The organism is Candidatus Polarisedimenticolia bacterium (assembly GCA_036001465.1).
Taxonomy (GTDB): domain Bacteria; phylum Acidobacteriota; class Polarisedimenticolia; order Gp22-AA2; family Gp22-AA2; genus Gp22-AA3.
Genome location: DASYUH010000032.1, coordinates 49,941 through 67,579, shown reverse-complemented (window position 1 = coordinate 67,579; position 17,639 = coordinate 49,941). Strand labels below are relative to the sequence as shown.

Below are 17,639 nucleotides of genomic sequence, written 5' to 3'. Positions count from 1 at the left end.
TCGAGGGTCAAATCCCTTGGGGAATATAGGTTGGAGGGGGGTCTTTGCAACCTCGGCGGGCGGCGTGCGCCGGGCGATGACGAAAACGTATTCCGGGGTTGCCTGGCGAATCGGATCGGAGTAATTTTCGCCCGACGCTCAATCGCCTTCCGGATTCGACAATCTCGCCGCAGGGGGGTCAAGATGACCAACTGTGCCCGCCGACTGGTTCTCGCCCTTTCCATGACGATGGTCGCAATCGCTCCCCTCCGGGGAGAAGAGTTCGGCCGCCTGCCTCTGAGGTTCGAGGCCAACCGGGGGCAGACGGACCGGGAGGTCCGTTTCCTGTCGCGCGGCCGCCGCCACACCCTGTTTCTGGCGGGGGATGAGCTCGTCCTGGCGCCGGCGGGCAGGCCGGAGGCCGCCGTCCGGATGCGGCTCCTCGGGGCCAGCCAGGCTCGCGCCGTCACCGGCCTCGATCGTCTGCCCGGCGAGAGCCACTACCTGATCGGCAACGATCCGCGGACCTGGACGACACATGTTCCCGGCTACGGCCGCGTGCGCTACCGCGAAGTGTATCCCGGCGTCGACCTGGTCTTCCACGGCGAGCGAGACGAGCTGGAATTCGACTTCGAGATTGCTCCGGGGACCGATCCGGGGGCGATTCGCATGGCCTTCAAGGGAATGGATCGCCTCCACCTGGACCAGACGGGAAGCCTCGTCCTGGCGACGGCTGCCGGCGAGGTCGTGCTGCGGGCTCCCGTCCTGTATCAGGACGCGGACGGCGGGCGTCGCACGGTGGCCGGGCGTTACGTCCTGGGGCGCCGCGGGCGGGTGGGCTTCGAGGTCGGAGAGTACGACCGGGGCCGTCCGCTGGTCATCGACCCGGCGATGATCTATTCGACGTATCTGGGCGGAAGCGGCTACGACACCGCCTTCGGGATCGCCGTCGATTCCGAGGGCAGCGCCTACGTCACCGGCCAGACGAACTCGACCAATTTCCCCGTGGCGAATGCGCGCCAGCCAGTGTATGGAGGTGGGACGAACGACGTCTTCATCGTGAAGCTCGATCCCACAGGCGCCCTGGCCTATTCCACGTACCTCGGGGGGAGCAGCCTCGATCGAGGCAGGGCCATCGAGGTGGACGCGGGCGGAGGCGCCTGGGTGACCGGGGCGACCTATTCCGCGAATTTCCCGGTTGTCAATACGCTCCAGCCCTTCCGGGGCGGTGACGCCTTCGTGGCGCGGATCACACCCGATGGGTCGGCCCTGGCCTTCTCCACGTTTCTGGGCGGGACCGGCACCGACGAGGACGGCCGGGACATCGTCCTCGACGGCCAGGGGAACGCCGTGGTTGCCGGATTGACGAACTCGGCCGACTTTCCAAGGGTCAGCCCCTACCAGGTGAATTACGGCGGTGGATCTCACGATGCCTTCGTCACGCGATTGAATACCTCCGGCACCGCCCTGCTCTATTCGACCTACCTCGGGGGGGCCGGGGATGATGTGGCGAACGGGGTGGCCCTCGATCCGTCCGGGAACGTCTACGTCACGGGGAGCACGACTTCATCCAACTTCCCGCTCGCCGGCGCCTTCCGGTCGAGCCTCGGAGGGTTCGAGGACGCCTTTCTGACGAAGCTCGCTTCGACGGGAAGCAGCCTCGTGTATTCCACCTACCTCGGAGGAGGAAGCTGGGATTCCGGGAACGGGATCGCCGTCGACCAGGGTGGCAGCGCCGTCGTGGTGGGGGAGACCGGCTCCGACGACTTTCCAGTCGTGACTCCGGTCGATCCAATCCGCGGCTCCGCCAACGAAGGCTTCGTCGCCCGGTTCAACTCCGCCGGATCGGGGCTTCTGTTCTCCACGTTTCTCGGCGGGACCGGCGTCGACCGCGCGCAGGGAGTGGCGCTCGATGCAGCCGGCAATATCCTCGTGACGGGCGACACGATCGCGACCGACTTCCCGGTCGCCAATGCCCTGCAAGCGACGAATGCGGGAGCTTCGGACGCCTTCGTCACCGTCCTGAACCCCGCCGGATCCGCGTTCCTCTTCTCCACGTACCTGGGCGGAAGCGGGGACGAAAACTGCTGCGCCGACATCGCCGTGAACGATTCCGGCGACGCGTTCGTGACGGGGATGACCACGTCGCTGGATTTCCCGGCCGTCGTCCCGGTGCAGGCCGGCAACGCCGGCGGTTCGGATGTGTTCGTGACGCGGATGTCCGTCGGGTCCCCCTCCCCCTTGGCGCCCCTGGAGGTCATGGTGGAGGAGCTTGGACTGGAATGGACCCCTGTCGCCAACGCGACCGGGTACGACGTCGTGCGCGGAGATCTCGGCACGCTCCTCGGGACGCGCGGGGATTTCAGCGCCGCGACCGCCCAATGCCTGGCGAACGACTATGCGCCCACCGCGCTCCTCTATACGGCCGTCCCCTCCCGCGGCCAGGCTTCATGGTTCCTGGTGCGCTGGGTCACCCCCTCGCAGGTCGGCACTTACGATCTGGACGGCCCGGGACAGGTCGGCTTGCGGGACGCCGAGATCGAAGCCTCGCCCTTCGCCTGCCCGCCGGCGCTTCGTCCCCACCTTCCGATCGTCATCAACGGGAATGGAGACTTCACCGTGGCGAACGGCGTGATTCGGGGCACGGGGACCCCGGAGAATCCGTACCTCATCGCGTACTGGGACATCGCGGGTCCCCCGTCAGGGGCCGGGATCTCGATCACCGGCACGAGCGCCCACTTTGTCATCCGCGGCGTCAAGGTCCATGGCGGCCACTACGGCGTCCACCTCCAATTCGTGTCGAATGGCCGGATCGAGGGGACCACGGCGACGAACAACACGCACGGCATCCGGATCTTTTCGGGCAGCGACATCGCGGTCGAGGACAGCGTCTCGTCCTTCAACGCGCAGGGATCGGGGCTCGACGTGCTCGGGGCCGCGAGGGTCCTCGTGAGAGGCAACACCCTGGCGGGGAACCTGGTCGGGATCAACCTCGACGGCTCCTCTTCGACCCTGGTCCATCACAACAACATCCTGAACAACTCCCTGCAGGCGATCGATCAGCGGGGCGGACCGAACGCCTGGGATCACGGTTACCCGGACGGCGGGAACTACTGGACGAACTACCAGGGCGTCGACCAGTGCGGCGGTCCGAATCAGGACCAGTGCTCCGCGCCGGACGGCTTCGGGGACACGCCGTACGTGATCGGTCCCGACAACAACTCCGATCGATATCCCTTGATGATCCTCCCCGGCTCCGAGTTCGACACGGTTCCGCCGACCGTCGTGATCACCTCGCCGCCGCACGGTGCCGTGTTCACGACGGTGCCGATCATTGTCCGGGGCGCCGCTTACGACACGGGGAGCGGCGTCCGGCGGGCGGAAGTTCGCGTCAACGGCGGGCCGTGGGTCGTGGCCACCGGGACGTCTCCATGGAGCCTGTCGGTCGGGCTGGACCTCGGTCCCAACCTGATCGAGGCCCGGTCATTCGACCACGCGGGGAATATCTCGCCGGTCGACTCGGTCACCGTCAGCTACCAGAATCTGCCCCTGGAGACCGCAATTCAGACCGACAAGGCGACGTATGGAAGGGGTGAGCAGGTCCAGATCGTCCTCTCCCTGACGAACCGGGGAGCCGACCCGTTGACCCTTCACTTTTCGTCGGGATGCGAAGCCTTCTTCACCGTGGCAGACGACGCCGGGGCCATCGTCTACGACTTCCGACAGCACGTCGGATGCCCGGGCATCATCACCCAGAGAACCATCCAGCCGAACGAGACAGTCATCTATCGTTTCGGCTGGAACCAGGTCGACGATTCAGGGGCGGCGGTCCCGGCCCCGGCGAACTACCTGATCCGGGGTTTCCTGGTCAGCCAGGAGCCGGTGCCGGACGCCTTCACGACGATCTCGCTCACCCAGCAGGCTCCCGCGCTGGTCACCGTGGCTCAAACGAACAAGCCGGACTACGTTCCCGGGGAACGAGTGTTGATCACGCTCCGGCTCACGAACCAGAGTGCCAGTCCCGTGACCCTGAACTTTCCGTCGAGCTGCGAGGCGTTCTTCGCCGTGATGGACGCGTCGGGTGCCGTGGTATACGACGACCTCCAGCATGCCATCTGCTTCTTCGTCCTGACCCAGAGAACCGTGCGGCCGGCGGAGACGGTGACCTACAGTTTCGAGTGGCACCAGACCAGCAATTCCGGCCAGCAGGTCCCGGCTCCGGCCACCTATCGCATCCGGGGCTACCTGGACAGCGCAGAGCCGGTGCCGGACGCGTTCACGACCATCGCCGTCGGACCGTGAGCGGCCGCGGCGGTCACGACGTAGCGCAGGCGTGACCGCAGGAGGCCCCCGAACGGGTAGCAGGTCACAAGCGTCAGCCGGTCCTCGGGCGTTTCCGCCATCACCGTGACGTCGGTCGCGGTGACGACCCGGATGCCGTCGACGAGGTAGTCCCGGACACCGTCCGACGTGCGCAGGCGGAGCCCGTCCCCCGGCCGCAGGTCCCTGAGAAAAGCAAACCCCCGATCGCGATGGCCTGCGAGGACCGAATGACCGTGGGCGTTCGGTGATGCCGTGCCGTCCACGTGGCCGGCCCCGAACGCCAGGGATTCCCCGGTCGCTCCCCGGAGAACGGCGCGCCGCACGCCCAGACGCTCCACCTCCATTACGGCGATCGGGTGCATGTCGGCCCAGGGCCACGGCCGGTGCGGCCGGCCGTCCCGGAGATGAGCCTCGAGGGCCCGATCGATCAGGCACGAGGCGATGGCCGCCTTGGCTTCGAGATAGCCGCGCCGTCCGAGAAGCAGCCCCCCGGGAACGAGAAGCAGCAGCGCCGTCAGAACGAGCCCCGCGCGGCGCGTCATGTCACCGCCCGTCCGGACGCCCGTCCGGCGCGATCACGCCGGCCTCCGGGCGCCGATGAAAAAGAGACTTCCGAAAAGGACCAGCAGCAGGCCGGCCATAAGCAGGAACGGTTCATCCGTCCCTCCCTGCGGCAGCTCACCCGCGGGGGTCGAGCCGAAAGGGAGGGCCGACGCGACCCGGACCGGAACCGTGTCTCCGGTCACGGTGGGAAACTCCTCCACCGCCACCAGGCTGGTGTAGCGCGTCACGATGCCGAACGGAATTGACACGCCGATGACTGCCCGGCGCACCGACTCCGGATCGGCGTTCTCGTGGAGAGTGTCCATGAGCGACTCGACCCGGGCGCGGGCCCAGCGGGTGGCCACGCCATCCCCCGTGCCGGCATCTTCCGCCCGCAGATCGAAGGACACGGGACCCTCGAGAGTCCGCCCGTGGAGGGTCACCCGGCGCACCGACCCACCGCCGCCGATCCGGGCCGAGACATAGAGCGGCTCGCCGGCATGCAGGTCGGGCAGGGGGGAGGGGTAGGCGTCGGGAGACTCGACCCCGTCCCACTCGAGCGTGAGGCCGGTCATCACCGGCCGGTCGAGGCGCGCCAGGAACGCCTCGACCCGGTTTTCCGCGGAGGCGGAGCTGGAGATGAACTCGCACGTCCCGCGCCCCTCGGCCGCCATCTTGCGCATCAGGTAGCGGTTCGGGGCCGAGCCGATCCCGAGCGCGTGCAGGCGGGCCTGGCCGAGGCGGGCGCGCACGTCGCGCAGGATGGCGTCCTCGTTGTCCACCGCGCCGTCGGTCAGGAAGATCAGACGTTGCACCCGGTCGTCGAGGGGCGTCCCGAGCTTCGCCAGGGCACGATCCAGGGCGACGTCGATCCGGGTGCCGCCGTCCGCCCTCAGGTCCCGCACGAAGCGCCGCGCCTCCTCGAGATCGGGCCCGCCCGCGGGCACGAACGCCGGACGGAACTCGCGCACGTCCTGGTTGAACGTCAGGATGTCGAACGTGTCGCCGGGACGCAGTCGATCGAGCGCCGCCAGGAGGGCGGTCCGCGCCTGCTGGATGGAGGGGCCGTCCATCGACCCGGACACGTCGAGCACGAACAGGGTCTCGGTCGGCAGCCCGCGCCCGGCGCCCATGCCCTCGACGGGAGGCAGGAGCATCATCAGCATGTATTTCCCGTCCTCCCGGTCCTCCGTGAACAGGGCCGCGAGCGGCGCCGGGCCGAGAAACGGCCTCCAGCTCAGGAGAAAGTCACGGTCGGCCGCGACCGTCTCTCCCGACGGCTTCGCCACCAGGACGCCGCCGTCCCACCAGGTCTCGAGAGCGTGCGATTCGCTTTCGACCTTCCGGAGCTGGACGCCGGCGTCCAGGCGGACGACGATCCGGGCCCGCGGAAGGCTCGCAGAGCCCCGGCGGACGCACGGGGAGGTCACGCGGGCGCCGTCCGCCGCCCCCCCGGTCGAGAACCGGGGCGTGAACGTCAGCGGGAACGACAGGCCGAATGTCCCATCGTCGTAGGAAGCCTCCTCCAGGTATTCGAGCCTGACCTCGACCGTCTCTCCCGGGTTGATGCCTGCTGCCGACGTGGTGAACAGGTTCGGCCGCTCCTGGTCGAGCAGGGCCGCCTTCCGCCCTTCCTGGCGAGCCTTGTCGTAGGTCTTCCTGGCCTCCTCCCGCTCCTTGATGACCGACACGATGCGCCGCGGCCCGATGCGCATCTCCATGTGGCTCACCGCCGCCCGCTCCGGGAGCGGGAAGACGTACAGGCACTCGATGACTTCCGAGGTGGGGTTCCTGAACGACTGCGTCACGGTCCCGTGGACCAGGATGCCGGTCACCTCCAGATCGACGGCGATGTCGAGCACCGGCAGGCTGACGAGCCCGCCTGGGCTCTTCCAGAGCAACTCGCCGGTCCCGGGGCGGTCGGTCTCCTGCGCCAGCGCCGGGACCAGCACGTTCCAGATGAGCGCCAGGAGAATCAGGGTCTTCAGAAGCGTCTTGAGCATGCGCGTCTCCTCCTCGGTGGACACCGGAAGGAAGGCAATCCCGGTGCCAGCGGGGAAATGCCCGGAAGACTCCGGTTGCCGCGGAGGACCGGAAGGCTGGGCGTGTCCGTCCGGGCACGATCCGTGTCGATCGAGCGACGGAGCGTGGCCGCGGGGCGGAGCTTCTACCGGGGCTGGTCCGCTGGGAGCCAGCCGTAGGCGGCGAGGAAGCGCAGGAGCCGCGGGTCGTCGGCGGACAGCGGGGGGATCCAGGTGCCGACGAGAGTGCGCTTCCACCAGGCCCCGCCGGGGTCGCCGAGGGGCGCGAACTCGTAGCGGTAGTACTGGGCGCGGATATAGCGTGGCGGCGCATCGGGGAAAGGATCGTTCGCCAGGAGGCTCAGGGTTCCCCGGTCGTTGTGCAGGAGCTTCCAGATCAGGTGGAGCGTCCAGGGATAGCGCTCCGGGCTGGACATCGCGGCAAACCAGATCTGCCAGTCGAGGCGCGGCTGGTAGGGGGCGATGACGCACGGCCGCCGCAATGTGTCCCCCGGCTTGCACCAGAATTCGTACTCCCGCCACACGGTGCCGTCCCCCGGCGCCGAATCGGTGGTCCCCTCGAAGACGATCTCGTGGCGCTGCTTGCCGACGCTGCCGAAGGCGCCGTAGGTGTTCACCAGCTGGAGGCGGTTGAAGGAGGTGTTCATCGCCTGCCGGCTGGACATCAGGTTGCGGACGGGGTAGTAGCTCAGGAGCGCCACCAGGGCGACCATCACCCACGCGGCGATTCGCTGCGCCCGGGACTCCTCGGCCCCCTCGGAGGCGGCCCGGGCGCGGGCGACCAAGCGGCGCGGCAGGACCCGCCCGAGGAGCGAGTCGTCCAGGCAGGCGATCATCGGCACGATGGTCAGGTAGTTGAGGAACGACAGGTTGCCGCTCAGGATCAGGATCACCTGGAAGGCGATCATCAGCGTCCCCGCGAGGTGGCGCGCCGAGCGCGGGGCGAACGAGAACCAGGGGAGGACGAGCTCGCAGAAGTGATTGAAGAGGGCGCCCCCCTTGTGGAACCACCGCGGCATGAAATGCAGGTAGGGGCTCAGCGGGTTCGGGATCGGCTGGGTCTCGTAGTGGTAGATCAGGCAGGTCAGGTCACGCCAGCAGGCATCGCCGCGGATCTTGATGAGCCCGGCTCCGAGCATGATCCGGAAGGCCAGCCAGCGGAACAGCCAGATGATCGGCGTCGGCGTCGGCCGGCGCGGAAACGGCCGCGGGTCGACCAGGGGGACCAGGAAGGCCGCCAAAAACCCGGTCTCGAGGAGCTGGATCTCCCAACCGTAGCCGTACCAGTCCTGCCCGATGTGCACGAACGACATGTAAATCGCCCACAGCACCAGCAGCAGGATCGAGTTGGCGAAGCCAAGGAGGAGCAGGAGCGACAGGACGACCCCCGCCCACGCCGCGGCCGCCAGGGTCGCGTCCGACCCGTCGATCCAGAACAGGCTGGGAAGCTGCAGGAAGCCCTCCATGGGGGAGCCGAAATGCTTCCCGGCGCGATCGAGAAAGAGCGGGACCGGGAGGAGCCCGTGACTCCCGAGGAGCGGCAGCACCTGGGTGGCCAGGGACAGGAAGGCGAAGAAGTAGACGAGCCCCAGGAGGCGCAGGAGGACGAAGCGCGTCAGCCAGTATGAAGGCGCGGGAGTGGCTTCAAGCTGTTGAGGGGCCTGGGGAGAGGCGTCCACGGCGCCGCCCATCTTAGGGGGGCAATCCCCGCAGGGTCAATCCGCCGCGCCGCGGGCCGGCCGCGGGGGCCCCGGCGCCCGACGCTCAGCGCGGGCGGATGATCCCGACGTCGTGCTCGATGACGATGGTGGTGCCGTACGGGCGGGAGAGACGCTGCAGGCGCTCGAGGATGGCGCGGCCGGCCGCGGGGGAAGCGAGGCGCGGGACGCCGCTCTTCGTGAGACGCATGCCGTACCCCAGATCGACCGGGTGGAGCCGCACTTCGGCCAGCTCCCCCTTCTCGAAGCGGCTGACGGCGATCACGGTCTGGAAGACCAGCTCGTCATCGAATCCCGCGGCATTCAGAAGGGCGGTGAGGTCGGCATCGGTCGCCCGGGCCGGATCGCCGAACGCGGTCGTCAGGAGAACGCGGCTCCGCTCATAGAGGTTCGCCGGCATCGGCTCCTGCATGTCGCTCCAGAAGAAGTTGGCGAGGCCGTAGAAGATCGGCCTGCGCTTGTAGATCTCGATCGGTCCGAGCGCGTGCACGCCGTGGCCGATGAAGGCATCGGCCCCGGCGTCGATGGCGGCGTGGGCGAGGTCCGGCAGGAAATCGCCGGGCTCGGCGCACCCGGCCCCCTCCTCGTGGGCGTGGATCGTTGCGATGAGGAAGTCGGAATGCTGCTTCCCCTGCCGGATGCTCTTGAGATTCTCCTCGCGGTCGATCGGATCCACCTGGTGGCGCACGCCGGGGCGCTCCCCGACGACGAAGCGAGCATCGAAGAGATCGAGCTCGCGGGGCGGCGCGGCCGGGTTCGCCGCCCCCTCCGCTCCCCCCGCCGCGCGTTCGCCGCGCGGCGGCCCGCACTCGCGGCGCGGCGACTCCATCCCCTCCTTGATCGCCGCCAGGGCCTGCATCATCCCGGCCGTCACGACGTTGAGCCGCGTGGTCCGGAGCGCGTTGACCCCCGGCCGGCCCGGCGCCTGGCCGCCGGGCGGCAGCGCATCGCTCATCGGCGTGTAGCTCGAGGCCATCGACACGAGACCAATCCGCCCCTGCCCCGTCTCGAGGTAGCGCGGGGCGCGCGCCAGGGCGCGGCTCTCGCCGGTCCCCGCGTGCACCAGGCCGGCCTCGTCGAGGTGCCGGGTGGTCTCCCGCATCCCCTCGATGCCCCAGTCGAGCGCGTGATTGTTGGCGCGCGACAGGAGATCGAACCCCAGCTTCTTGAGGTCCGAGGCCACCTCCGGCGTCGAGACCAGGGCCCAGTCGTCGACCGCCCCGTACGGGTATCCCTTGAACCCCCGGATGTCGATGGCCGAGCCCTCGAAATTGCCGAAGGTCGCGGAGGCGTCGCGCAGGATCCGGACGACGGCGGCCAGCCCGCGGTCACTCTCCATCATCGGCGAGACCGGGCGGGAGATGATGCAGTCGCCGACCGCGGCCAGGGTGAATCCGTCCGCGATGTCGGTCAGAAGCTCGCGCTCGGGCGGCCGCCGGGGATCGAAGAGGCGGGCGGACTCCCCCGCGTCGGCGGCCGCGGCGCCGGCCAAGATCCACGCCAGGACGGCGATCGGAACTCCGAGCGGGCGGCTCACTCCTCGTGCTCCGGATAGGTCGCGTGCTGCGGCAGGCCGTCCCGGATCTCGTACCAGGGCACCTTGCTCCGCACGAAGATGTGGGTCGCCGCGACCTGCTCGAGGCGGGTGTCGAGCGTGGCGGCGGTCACGTAGACCGAGTCCGGCTCGCTGGTGATCGTGCCCGAGACGTTCGAGCCGCAGCGGCCGCAGAAGCTCCGTCTCGTCCCGGTCTTCGCCTCGTAGGTCACGAGCAGATCGTCGCCGCTGATCATTTCGAAGTTTCCGCGGTCCACCTGGACCGACGTCGAGAAGACCGCGCCGTGGCTCTTGCGGCAGTCGATGCAATGGCAGTGCCACATCTCGCCCGGCCGGCCGGCGATGCGGTAGCGGACGCCGCCGCACAGGCAGGATCCCTCGAAGACCTGGTCGCGTGCAGTCATAGGACCTCCTCGTCCCGCGGGTCGACCCGCCCGTTCAGGCCGTTCGCACCCCGCCTCGTCGTGCGTCCTTGAGAATCTCGCGGGCCGCATTTCTCCCGGGCGCCCCCATGACGCCCCCCCCGGGATGGGTGCCGGAGCCGCACATATAAAGGTTACGGACCGGCGTCCGGTACCGGGCCCAGCCCCACAGCGGCCGCATGGAGAAGAGCTGGTCGAGGGCCATGTCGCCGTGGCAGATGTTCCCTCCGGTCAGGCCGTAGATCTCCTCGAGATCCAGGGGCGTCAGGACCTGCCGGTGGAGGACCGCGCGGCGCATGTTCGGGGCGTACAGGGCCAGGGTGTCGACGGCGAGCTCCCCCAGCTCCTCCCGCCTCGATCGCCAGTCTCCCTCCGCCGGCTTGTACGGCACGAACTTCAGCGAAATCGACATGACGTGCCGGCCGGGCGGCGCGAGCGAGTCATCGACGGTCGACGGAATCGTGACCTCGAGGTACGGCCGCCGCGAGGGGCGCCCGGTGCGATAGTCCTCGAAGGCGTCCTCCAGGTACAGGGGCGCCGCGCCGGCCACCTGGATGCTGCCGCGCAGGTGCGGGCCGTCTCCCGGCAGCGCCGTGAAATCGGGGGCCTCCGAGAGGGCCAGGTTGATCTTGGCCGAGTTGCCGTTGCAGCGGAGGTTCTCGATGCCGCGCGCGAAATCGTCGGGGAGGTCGGAGCGCTCCATGAGCCGGAGGAAAGTCCGCTTCGGGTCGGCATTGGAGACGACGGCCCGCCCCCGGACCTCCTCCCCCCCTTCGAGAACCACGCCCCGGGCCGCACCGTCCTTCACCAGGATCCGCGACACCGCCGCGCCGGTCCGGATGACGGCCCCGCGGGATCGGGCGCTCGCGGCCAGCGCCTCGGCGACTCCCCCCATCCCGCCGCGCACGAAGCCCCACGCGCCGGCCGTCCCGTTCACCTCCCCCAGGTAATAGTGCAGGAAGACGAAGGCGGTCCCGGGGGTGCGCGGGCTCCCGTAGGTCCCGATCGTCCCGGTGGCGGCCATGCTGGCCTTCAGCTCGTCCGACTCGAACCATTCGTCGAGAAGCGCCGCGCAGCTCATCGTCATCGTCTTGATCAGGAGCGCCTGCTCCGCACGCGGCAGCTTCCTGAACCCGTTCCCGAGCTTCAGGAGGCCGAGGAGATCGGAGATCCCCGCAGCGGAGGGATCGGGCGGGGGCGCCGAGAGGGTCGGCCGGATGAAATCGGCCAGGCGGGCGATCGCCGAATCGAATGCCGGGTAGGCCGCGGCATCCTTCTTCGAGAACCGGGCGATCTGCTCGACGTCCTCCCTCCGGCCGAGCCCCGTGAGCAGGGACCGGCCGTCCGGAAACGGCGTGAACGTGGTGCGGCAGGGGAAGACCTCGAGGCCGTGCTCATTCAGGCGGAGATCGCGGATGATCTCCGGGCGCAGGAGCGACAGGACGTACGACGTCGTCGAGAATCGATAGCCCGGGACGATCTCTTCGGTGACGCACGCCCCGCCGACGATGGGCCGGCGCTCGAGGACCAGCGTCTTCAGGCCGCCCGCCGCGAGATACGCCGCGGTGACGAGCCCGTTGTGGCCGCCGCCGACCACGATGACGTCGTGTGTCTCGCTCACGGATCTCCACCAGGGTGATCGGGGGAGGGGAGAGGCTACGCCTTAGGCGCGCCTCCGGTCAAGGAACCGCCCTGAGCCGGGCCCGCCGCGTCTCCGTCCAGCCAGAGCGATCGGCCGGTCAGATCGCGATGATCCATTCCGGCGGCGCGGTCGAGCAGTCGCAGCCGTTCGGGGAGATCGACCTGGAAGCGCCAGAGATCGGCGCGGCCGCCGGCGGCGAGGAAGGCGTCGACCCAGGCGTCCCACCAGGGGAAGGGGCGGCGGGCGATCGGCTCGACGACGAGAATACGCGCCTGGCGCCGGGCGGCTGCGAGCAGCCTCTCCAGGAGCCGCCCGCGCGTTTCTTCGTCGAGCTCGTTGACCGTGAAGGCCGCGACGATCCCGCCGCGTCGGCCCGGAAGCACGGCCTTGCCGAGGTCGGCGCGGATCGCCCGTCCACGCACTCCCAGGACGCCGTAGTTCCAGCGGGCCTCGTCCACGGCCCAGCCGCTGCGCTCGACGCCGGTCACCCGGCATGGGCCGGCCGCGAGCGTGGCCCAGGCCGCGCCGGCGGCGCCGGTGCCGCACCCGAGATCGGAGATGACCCGGGGCGCCGGGTCGGCCGCGCGCAGGGCGCGCGCAACCTCCCGCACGAGCAGGAAGTGCAGCGGAGCATAGAACAGCGCGAAGGCGGCCCGCTTCCCGGCCCCCTCCAGGGCCGTCCCGGCGGCGAGGCCCCGCGGCCGCTCCACGTACAGCAGCGACAGCGCCTGGAGACCGCGTCGCACCTCGGCGAAAGTCAGCCGCGACAGCTGGCGGGACTCGAGAGCCGCGAACCAGGATCGGAACAGATCGTCGGCCGGGATCACGCCTGCGGAGGGACCGGGTGCATCCGGCGGCGGCCGGTCGTCTCCGCGTTCAGAGGGGATCGGCGGGGCGGGCGCCGGCCACCTGCGGCAGCCGGGCGAAACCGGGCTTGCCGCGGGAGAGAGAGTCGTCCACGGCGGCACCTTCCATCCCGACGGCCTTGGTCCCCTTCCGCTTGATGGCGTGCGCCGTCTTGTTCATGCCGTAGCGGCTGACCATGTAATTGCGGATGAAGTGCGAGGACGCCTGGACCAGCTCGTACGACGGCCCGCGGTAGCGACGGAGGATCCCCTTGAGCGAGTAGGCCTCGCGGAGGAAGTAGTAGTACCCCTCCTGCAGCTGGTCGACCGTCATTCCCTTGGGACGTATCAGGACGTGGGCGCCGTCGAACAGCGGCCAGTTGTAATCCATGGCCACGTCCGAACTCGGAGGGCAATGCGCCCAGGGCAGAAAGTCGTTTCCGGCGACCGCGTCCTTGAAGGTCCCGGTACCGGGGTAGGGCTGAATGATGTTGGCGACGAGGAAATCGATCCCGGTCTGGTAGATGAACTCGAGGGTCCGATCGAAGCACGAAGGGTCGTCCCCGTCCAGCCCGAAGACGAACGCCCCCATGACGTTGATCCCGGCATCGTGCACGCGCTTGACCATCTCGTGCATCGACCGGGTGTCGTTGGACCACTTGTCGAGGCCATCGATGGCGGTCTGGCTGACCGACTCGATCCCCAGGAAGAGATCGTGGCAGCCGCTCTCGCGGGCGAGCTGGAGGAGCTCCGGCTTCTCCGCGAGGTCGATCGTCAGCTCCGCCGCCCACGGCCGCCCGAGAGGGCGGATCGCCTCGCACAGCGCCCGGAACGATCCGGCGGCGTTGTAGAGATTGTCGTCCCAGAAGAAGAACTTCTCGCTGTATCCGGGGCCGATCAGGGAAATCAGCCGATCGCCGAAATGGCGCCCGAAGACGGGAGTCTTGACCAGCATCTTGAGGAACGAGTTGTACGGGCCGGGGCCGATCCGGTCGATCGTCTCCCGCGTGTACCTCGGGCCCTGGCTCCTGACCTCGTCCGCCACGTCGGCCACGTCGCGGTTCCTCACGGTCGGGCCGTTGGTCAGGAAGACCGCGCAGAAGTGGCAATCGAGCTTGCATCCCCGGGCGAAGGTCGTGGAGGCGACGATCTGGTGCGGCCTGTTCCTGAGCGTGTCCCAGATCCCCATGTCGAGGGCGAGCGTCCCGCGCTCGCGGATGCGGTCGAAGGCTGCGCGGTACACCGGCTGCACGGGCCGGTCCTCCTGGATGTCCTTGAGGAGGACGGAGGCGGCCCATTCCCCCTCGCCGGTGACGGCGACGTCGACGTGCCCGCGTCGCGTCCCTTCGTCGGGCAGCGCCGAGGCGTGGGGTCCGCCGAAGACGACCGTGAGGCGCTTGCCTGCGAGGGCGTAGGCGGCCCGCGCCTCGCGCGCCCGCCGGTACGCCTCGCGCGCCGAGTTCGTGTAGGCCGTGACGAACAGGACGTCGTGATCGCCGCGCTTCAGATCCACCTTGTCCCGCAGGATCTCCTCGAACGATGTCGGACCTTCAATCTTGTCGTGCTGCACCACGATCCGCGTGGAGGGCGGAAGGGAGCCGTTCTTGCGCAGGAACCCGATCAGGTAGGGAAAGCCGATGCCGGGGCTCCGCACGAACGGGCCGATCGATCGCTCGAGCCGGCCCAGCAGTCCTTTTTTTCTGATCGGCTCGTCGACGACGTAGGAATCGCGCGGCGTGAGGCAGATGAGGTTGCCGATCGTCGACATGCGTGACCGCCTCGAGGTTGCCGTGCGGAGAAAAGCCGGGAATCACGCGAACAGCGAAACTGTATCGCGTGGCGTGGTCGAAAGCAACAGGGTCGAGCCTCCAATCTTTTCTCATTGACGCGGGAAGGAGGGGAGAGTAGGATCGCTCCGCACGCCCAGAATCCATGTTTCCGCAACCCAGTCACGACGTGCCGCAGGGTGCTTCGCAGACGATTGGTTCCCATCCACAAAGTAGAGGAGAAAGCACATGGCAAGAGGCAAGGTGAAGTGGTTCAACGACGCGAAAGGCTTTGGCTTCATCACTCCGGACGACGGCTCCAAGGACGTCTTCGTCCACCATTCCGCAATCTCGATGCCCGGATTCAAGAGCCTCTCCGAGGGGCAGGCCGTGGAGTTCGACATCACCCAGGGGCAGAAGGGTCCGGCCGCGGCCAACGTCCGCCCCGTCTAGTTCCGACATGGCCCTGAAACTCTTTGTCGGGAATCTCTCCTTCGAGACATCGGACGAGGATCTCAAAGAAGCGTTCGCGAACGCCGGCACCTGTGTGACGGCCTCGGTGATCAAGGACCGCCTCACGGGCCGGTCGCGCGGCTTCGGCTTCGTCGAAATGAGCTCGGACGAAGAGGCCAAGCGCGCGATCGCCGAGCTCAACGGCCGGGACCTCAAGGGCCGCGCGATCAGCGTCAACGAGGCGCGCGAACGATCCGAGAGCAGGGGCCCCCGGCTTCCCGGTGGTCCGCGCTCCTTCGGGGACAACGCGCCGCCGGCGGGCCCACGCTTCCGGAAGGATGGGGGCAGCCGGCGCGGCCTGAGAGCGAGAAAGCGCAGCCTGTGAAAGAGGGGATCGAATCTTGGCGAGACGAACCCGTTCGACCTTCAAGAAACGTCAGAAGGAAATAGCGCGGCAGCAGAAACAACAGGACAAGGCGGCCCGCCGCCTCCAGAAGAAGCAGGAGCGTCCGGAAGACACTCCGCTGGCCCCGGGCGAAGATCCGGACATTGCCGGCATCCGACCCGGCCCCCAGCCGCGGCAGGATGACGATTTCCCGGAATAAATAAAGGAAGACCGAGAAGCCTTTCCCGGCGCCACTCGCATGCAGGCGATGGTCGTTCGCACTCCGCAATCGCCGCTTCTCCTCGAGGAGCGCGGCCGGCCCGATCCAGGGCGGGGTCAGGTCCGCATCAGGGTCCGTGCCTGCGGCGTGTGCCACAGCGATCAACTGGTCACCCACGGTCTCTGGCCCGGCCTTCAGCTGCCGCGCGTCCCGGGCCACGAGGTGGCCGGCGTGGTGGACGCCCTGGGCGCGGGCGCCGAGCGGTTCCGCGTCGGTGACCGGGTCGGGCTGGGCTGGCACGGAGGGCACGACGGAACCTGCGACGTCTGCCTGACCGGGCGGTTCATCCACTGCAGGAACGCGCGGATCACGGGAATCTCCTTCGACGGTGGCTATCAGGACCATCTCCTCGCGCCCGAAGTCGCCTTGGCGCGAATCCCCGAGGGGCTGGACTTCGCCGAGGCCGCCCCGCTCCTCTGCGCCGGCGTGACGACCTTCAACGCGCTGCGCCATTCAGGCGCGAGACCGGGCGACCTCGTCGCCGTCCACGGCCTCGGCGGCCTCGGCCATCTGGGCCTGCAGTACGCCCGCGCCATGGGCTTCGAGGTGGTGGCCATCTCCCGGGGGACCGGCAAGGAAGAGTTCGCCCGCAAGCTGGGCGCCCATCACTACGTGGACTCGACCCGGCCGGACTTCGCCGCCACGATGGCGAAGCTCGGCGGGGCCAGGGTGATCCTCGCCACCGCGCCGCACGCCGGATCGATCTCGGCGCTCGTGCCCGGTCTCGGCCTCGAAGGGTGCCTCCTGATCGTCGCGGCGCCGTTCGAGCCGATCCAGGTCGGCGTGATCGACCTGCTCTCCCGCGACGCCCGGATCCAGGGCTGGTCCTCCGGGACGGCGTCCGACTCGACCGACGCCATGGCGTTCGCGGTGAAGCGCGGCGTCCGCCCGATGATCGAAAAATTCCCGCTGAAGGACGCCGGCCGCGCCCTCGACGCGATGACCAGGGGAACGGTGCGCTTCCGGGCCGTCCTGGAAACGGCGCAAGGTTAAGCTCACACGCCCTCGTCGTCTTGCCGGGTGAACCGCCCCAGCCGGCCTGCACTCGGATCTCTGCGCTCACCTCTCATGGGAGCCACGAAACGGGCCACGTCGGAGAGCGTCCGCAAGCACTGTGGGCTCGCGAAGCTTGGGCCTTGACTAAGGCTGGTCGAGGAGGGTTGAACTGAAGCTGTGAATTCCCGGGGCTCCTCGTCTGGACTGTCCACCGCAGAAAACCTATCTTGAAGGGGGCCGCACGGTGCGGCCGCCGAGTGGCGAGTCGAATCGAGAGTCACGATGGAGGGTACGATGCATCAGAATGCAGCCAGTCCGATCGCGCGCTGGTCCATCCGGCGCTGGTTCCTCGCCGTCGCCGTCACGGCGGCGGTCATCCTGAGCGCCCAGGCGTTTTTCGGCAGCGGCCTGTACGCCCAGAAGGCGCAGGCCGACTTCAAGGACAAGCTTCGCTGGGCGTCCGAGACCGGCGATGCCGCGGTCGCCTGCAGCGCCGATGGAAAGTACGTTTATGTTGCCGGCGGCGAGGGGATCCTGGTGTCCGACAACTTCGGGAAGACCGGCTCCTGGACCCTCGTGCTCAAGGGGAAGTAAGGGAACTCTCCCGAATTGGCTTGACTTGTCGCGGTCTGGCAGACTATCGTGAATGGGAACGATTACAGCCCATACAACGAACGACCTGTGTCAGTC

General features: G+C 68.6%; 14 protein-coding genes. 6 read left to right on the top strand and 8 right to left on the bottom strand.

Translation table 11 applies throughout. The features are described from left to right. The first annotated feature begins 183 nt into the window (after positions 1 to 183). Positions 184 to 4,281 (top strand): SBBP repeat-containing protein, encoded by a 4,098-nt coding sequence (locus VGV60_06135; protein HEV8700833.1) that lies wholly within the window; start codon positions 184 to 186, stop codon positions 4,279 to 4,281. Here VGV60_06135 and VGV60_06130 read toward each other — a convergent pair. From VGV60_06130 to VGV60_06095, 8 genes are all read right to left on the bottom strand, one after another. Further along, positions 4,221 to 4,844 (bottom strand): class GN sortase, encoded by a 624-nt coding sequence (locus VGV60_06130; GenBank protein HEV8700832.1) that lies wholly within the window; start codon positions 4,842 to 4,844, stop codon positions 4,221 to 4,223. The genes VGV60_06135 and VGV60_06130 overlap by 61 nt on opposite strands. Positions 4,845 to 4,877: 33 nt before the next feature. Continuing rightward, positions 4,878 to 6,848, bottom strand: coding sequence for a marine proteobacterial sortase target protein (locus tag VGV60_06125; GenBank protein ID HEV8700831.1), 1,971 nt, complete (start codon positions 6,846 to 6,848; stop codon positions 4,878 to 4,880). Positions 6,849 to 7,012: 164 nt separating this feature from the next. Next, entirely contained in the window at positions 7,013 to 8,578 is a 1,566-nt protein-coding gene (locus VGV60_06120) for a lipase maturation factor family protein (GenBank protein HEV8700830.1), read from the bottom strand. Positions 8,579 to 8,651: 73 nt separating this feature from the next. After that, positions 8,652 to 10,142, bottom strand: a complete 1,491-nt coding sequence (locus tag VGV60_06115; protein ID HEV8700829.1) for a CapA family protein — start codon at positions 10,140 to 10,142, stop codon at positions 8,652 to 8,654. Then, the gene (locus VGV60_06110; protein HEV8700828.1) at positions 10,139 to 10,564 is read right to left on the bottom strand and encodes a GFA family protein; all 426 of its coding nucleotides are present in this window, start codon (positions 10,562 to 10,564) and stop codon (positions 10,139 to 10,141) included. Before VGV60_06110 ends, VGV60_06115 begins: the two co-directional genes overlap by 4 nt. Before the next feature lie 34 nt (positions 10,565 to 10,598). After that, entirely contained in the window at positions 10,599 to 12,203 is a 1,605-nt protein-coding gene (locus VGV60_06105; protein HEV8700827.1) for an NAD(P)/FAD-dependent oxidoreductase, read from the bottom strand. 35 nt (positions 12,204 to 12,238) lie between these two features. Next, on the bottom strand, positions 12,239 to 13,051 hold the full coding sequence (locus VGV60_06100; GenBank protein ID HEV8700826.1) for a methyltransferase domain-containing protein: 813 nt from the start codon (positions 13,049 to 13,051) through the stop codon (positions 12,239 to 12,241). Positions 13,052 to 13,100: 49 nt separating this feature from the next. Next, positions 13,101 to 14,837, bottom strand: coding sequence for a cobalamin-dependent protein (locus tag VGV60_06095; protein ID HEV8700825.1), 1,737 nt, complete (start codon positions 14,835 to 14,837; stop codon positions 13,101 to 13,103). Positions 14,838 to 15,084: 247 nt separating this feature from the next. Between VGV60_06095 and VGV60_06090 the strand changes: the two genes are divergently transcribed. The 5 genes from VGV60_06090 to VGV60_06070 all read left to right on the top strand — a co-directional run bounded on the left by VGV60_06090 (position 15,085) and on the right by VGV60_06070 (position 17,543). Next, complete coding sequence (locus VGV60_06090) at positions 15,085 to 15,288, top strand: cold-shock protein (protein ID HEV8700824.1); 204 nt, start codon at positions 15,085 to 15,087, stop codon at positions 15,286 to 15,288. A 7-nt stretch (positions 15,289 to 15,295) separates the two neighbouring features. Then, positions 15,296 to 15,673 carry an RNA-binding protein gene (locus VGV60_06085; GenBank protein HEV8700823.1) on the top strand — a complete coding sequence of 126 codons (378 nt, stop codon included), beginning with the start codon at positions 15,296 to 15,298 and terminating at the stop codon, positions 15,671 to 15,673. A gap of 16 nt (positions 15,674 to 15,689) precedes the next feature. Then, complete coding sequence (locus VGV60_06080) at positions 15,690 to 15,893, top strand: hypothetical protein (GenBank protein ID HEV8700822.1); 204 nt, start codon at positions 15,690 to 15,692, stop codon at positions 15,891 to 15,893. 39 nt (positions 15,894 to 15,932) lie between these two features. Continuing rightward, the gene (locus VGV60_06075; GenBank protein ID HEV8700821.1) at positions 15,933 to 16,946 is read left to right on the top strand and encodes an alcohol dehydrogenase catalytic domain-containing protein; all 1,014 of its coding nucleotides are present in this window, start codon (positions 15,933 to 15,935) and stop codon (positions 16,944 to 16,946) included. A 297-nt stretch (positions 16,947 to 17,243) separates the two neighbouring features. Continuing rightward, positions 17,244 to 17,543 carry a hypothetical protein gene (locus VGV60_06070; protein ID HEV8700820.1) on the top strand — a complete coding sequence of 100 codons (300 nt, stop codon included), beginning with the start codon at positions 17,244 to 17,246 and terminating at the stop codon, positions 17,541 to 17,543. The last annotated feature ends 96 nt before the right edge of the window (positions 17,544 to 17,639 follow it).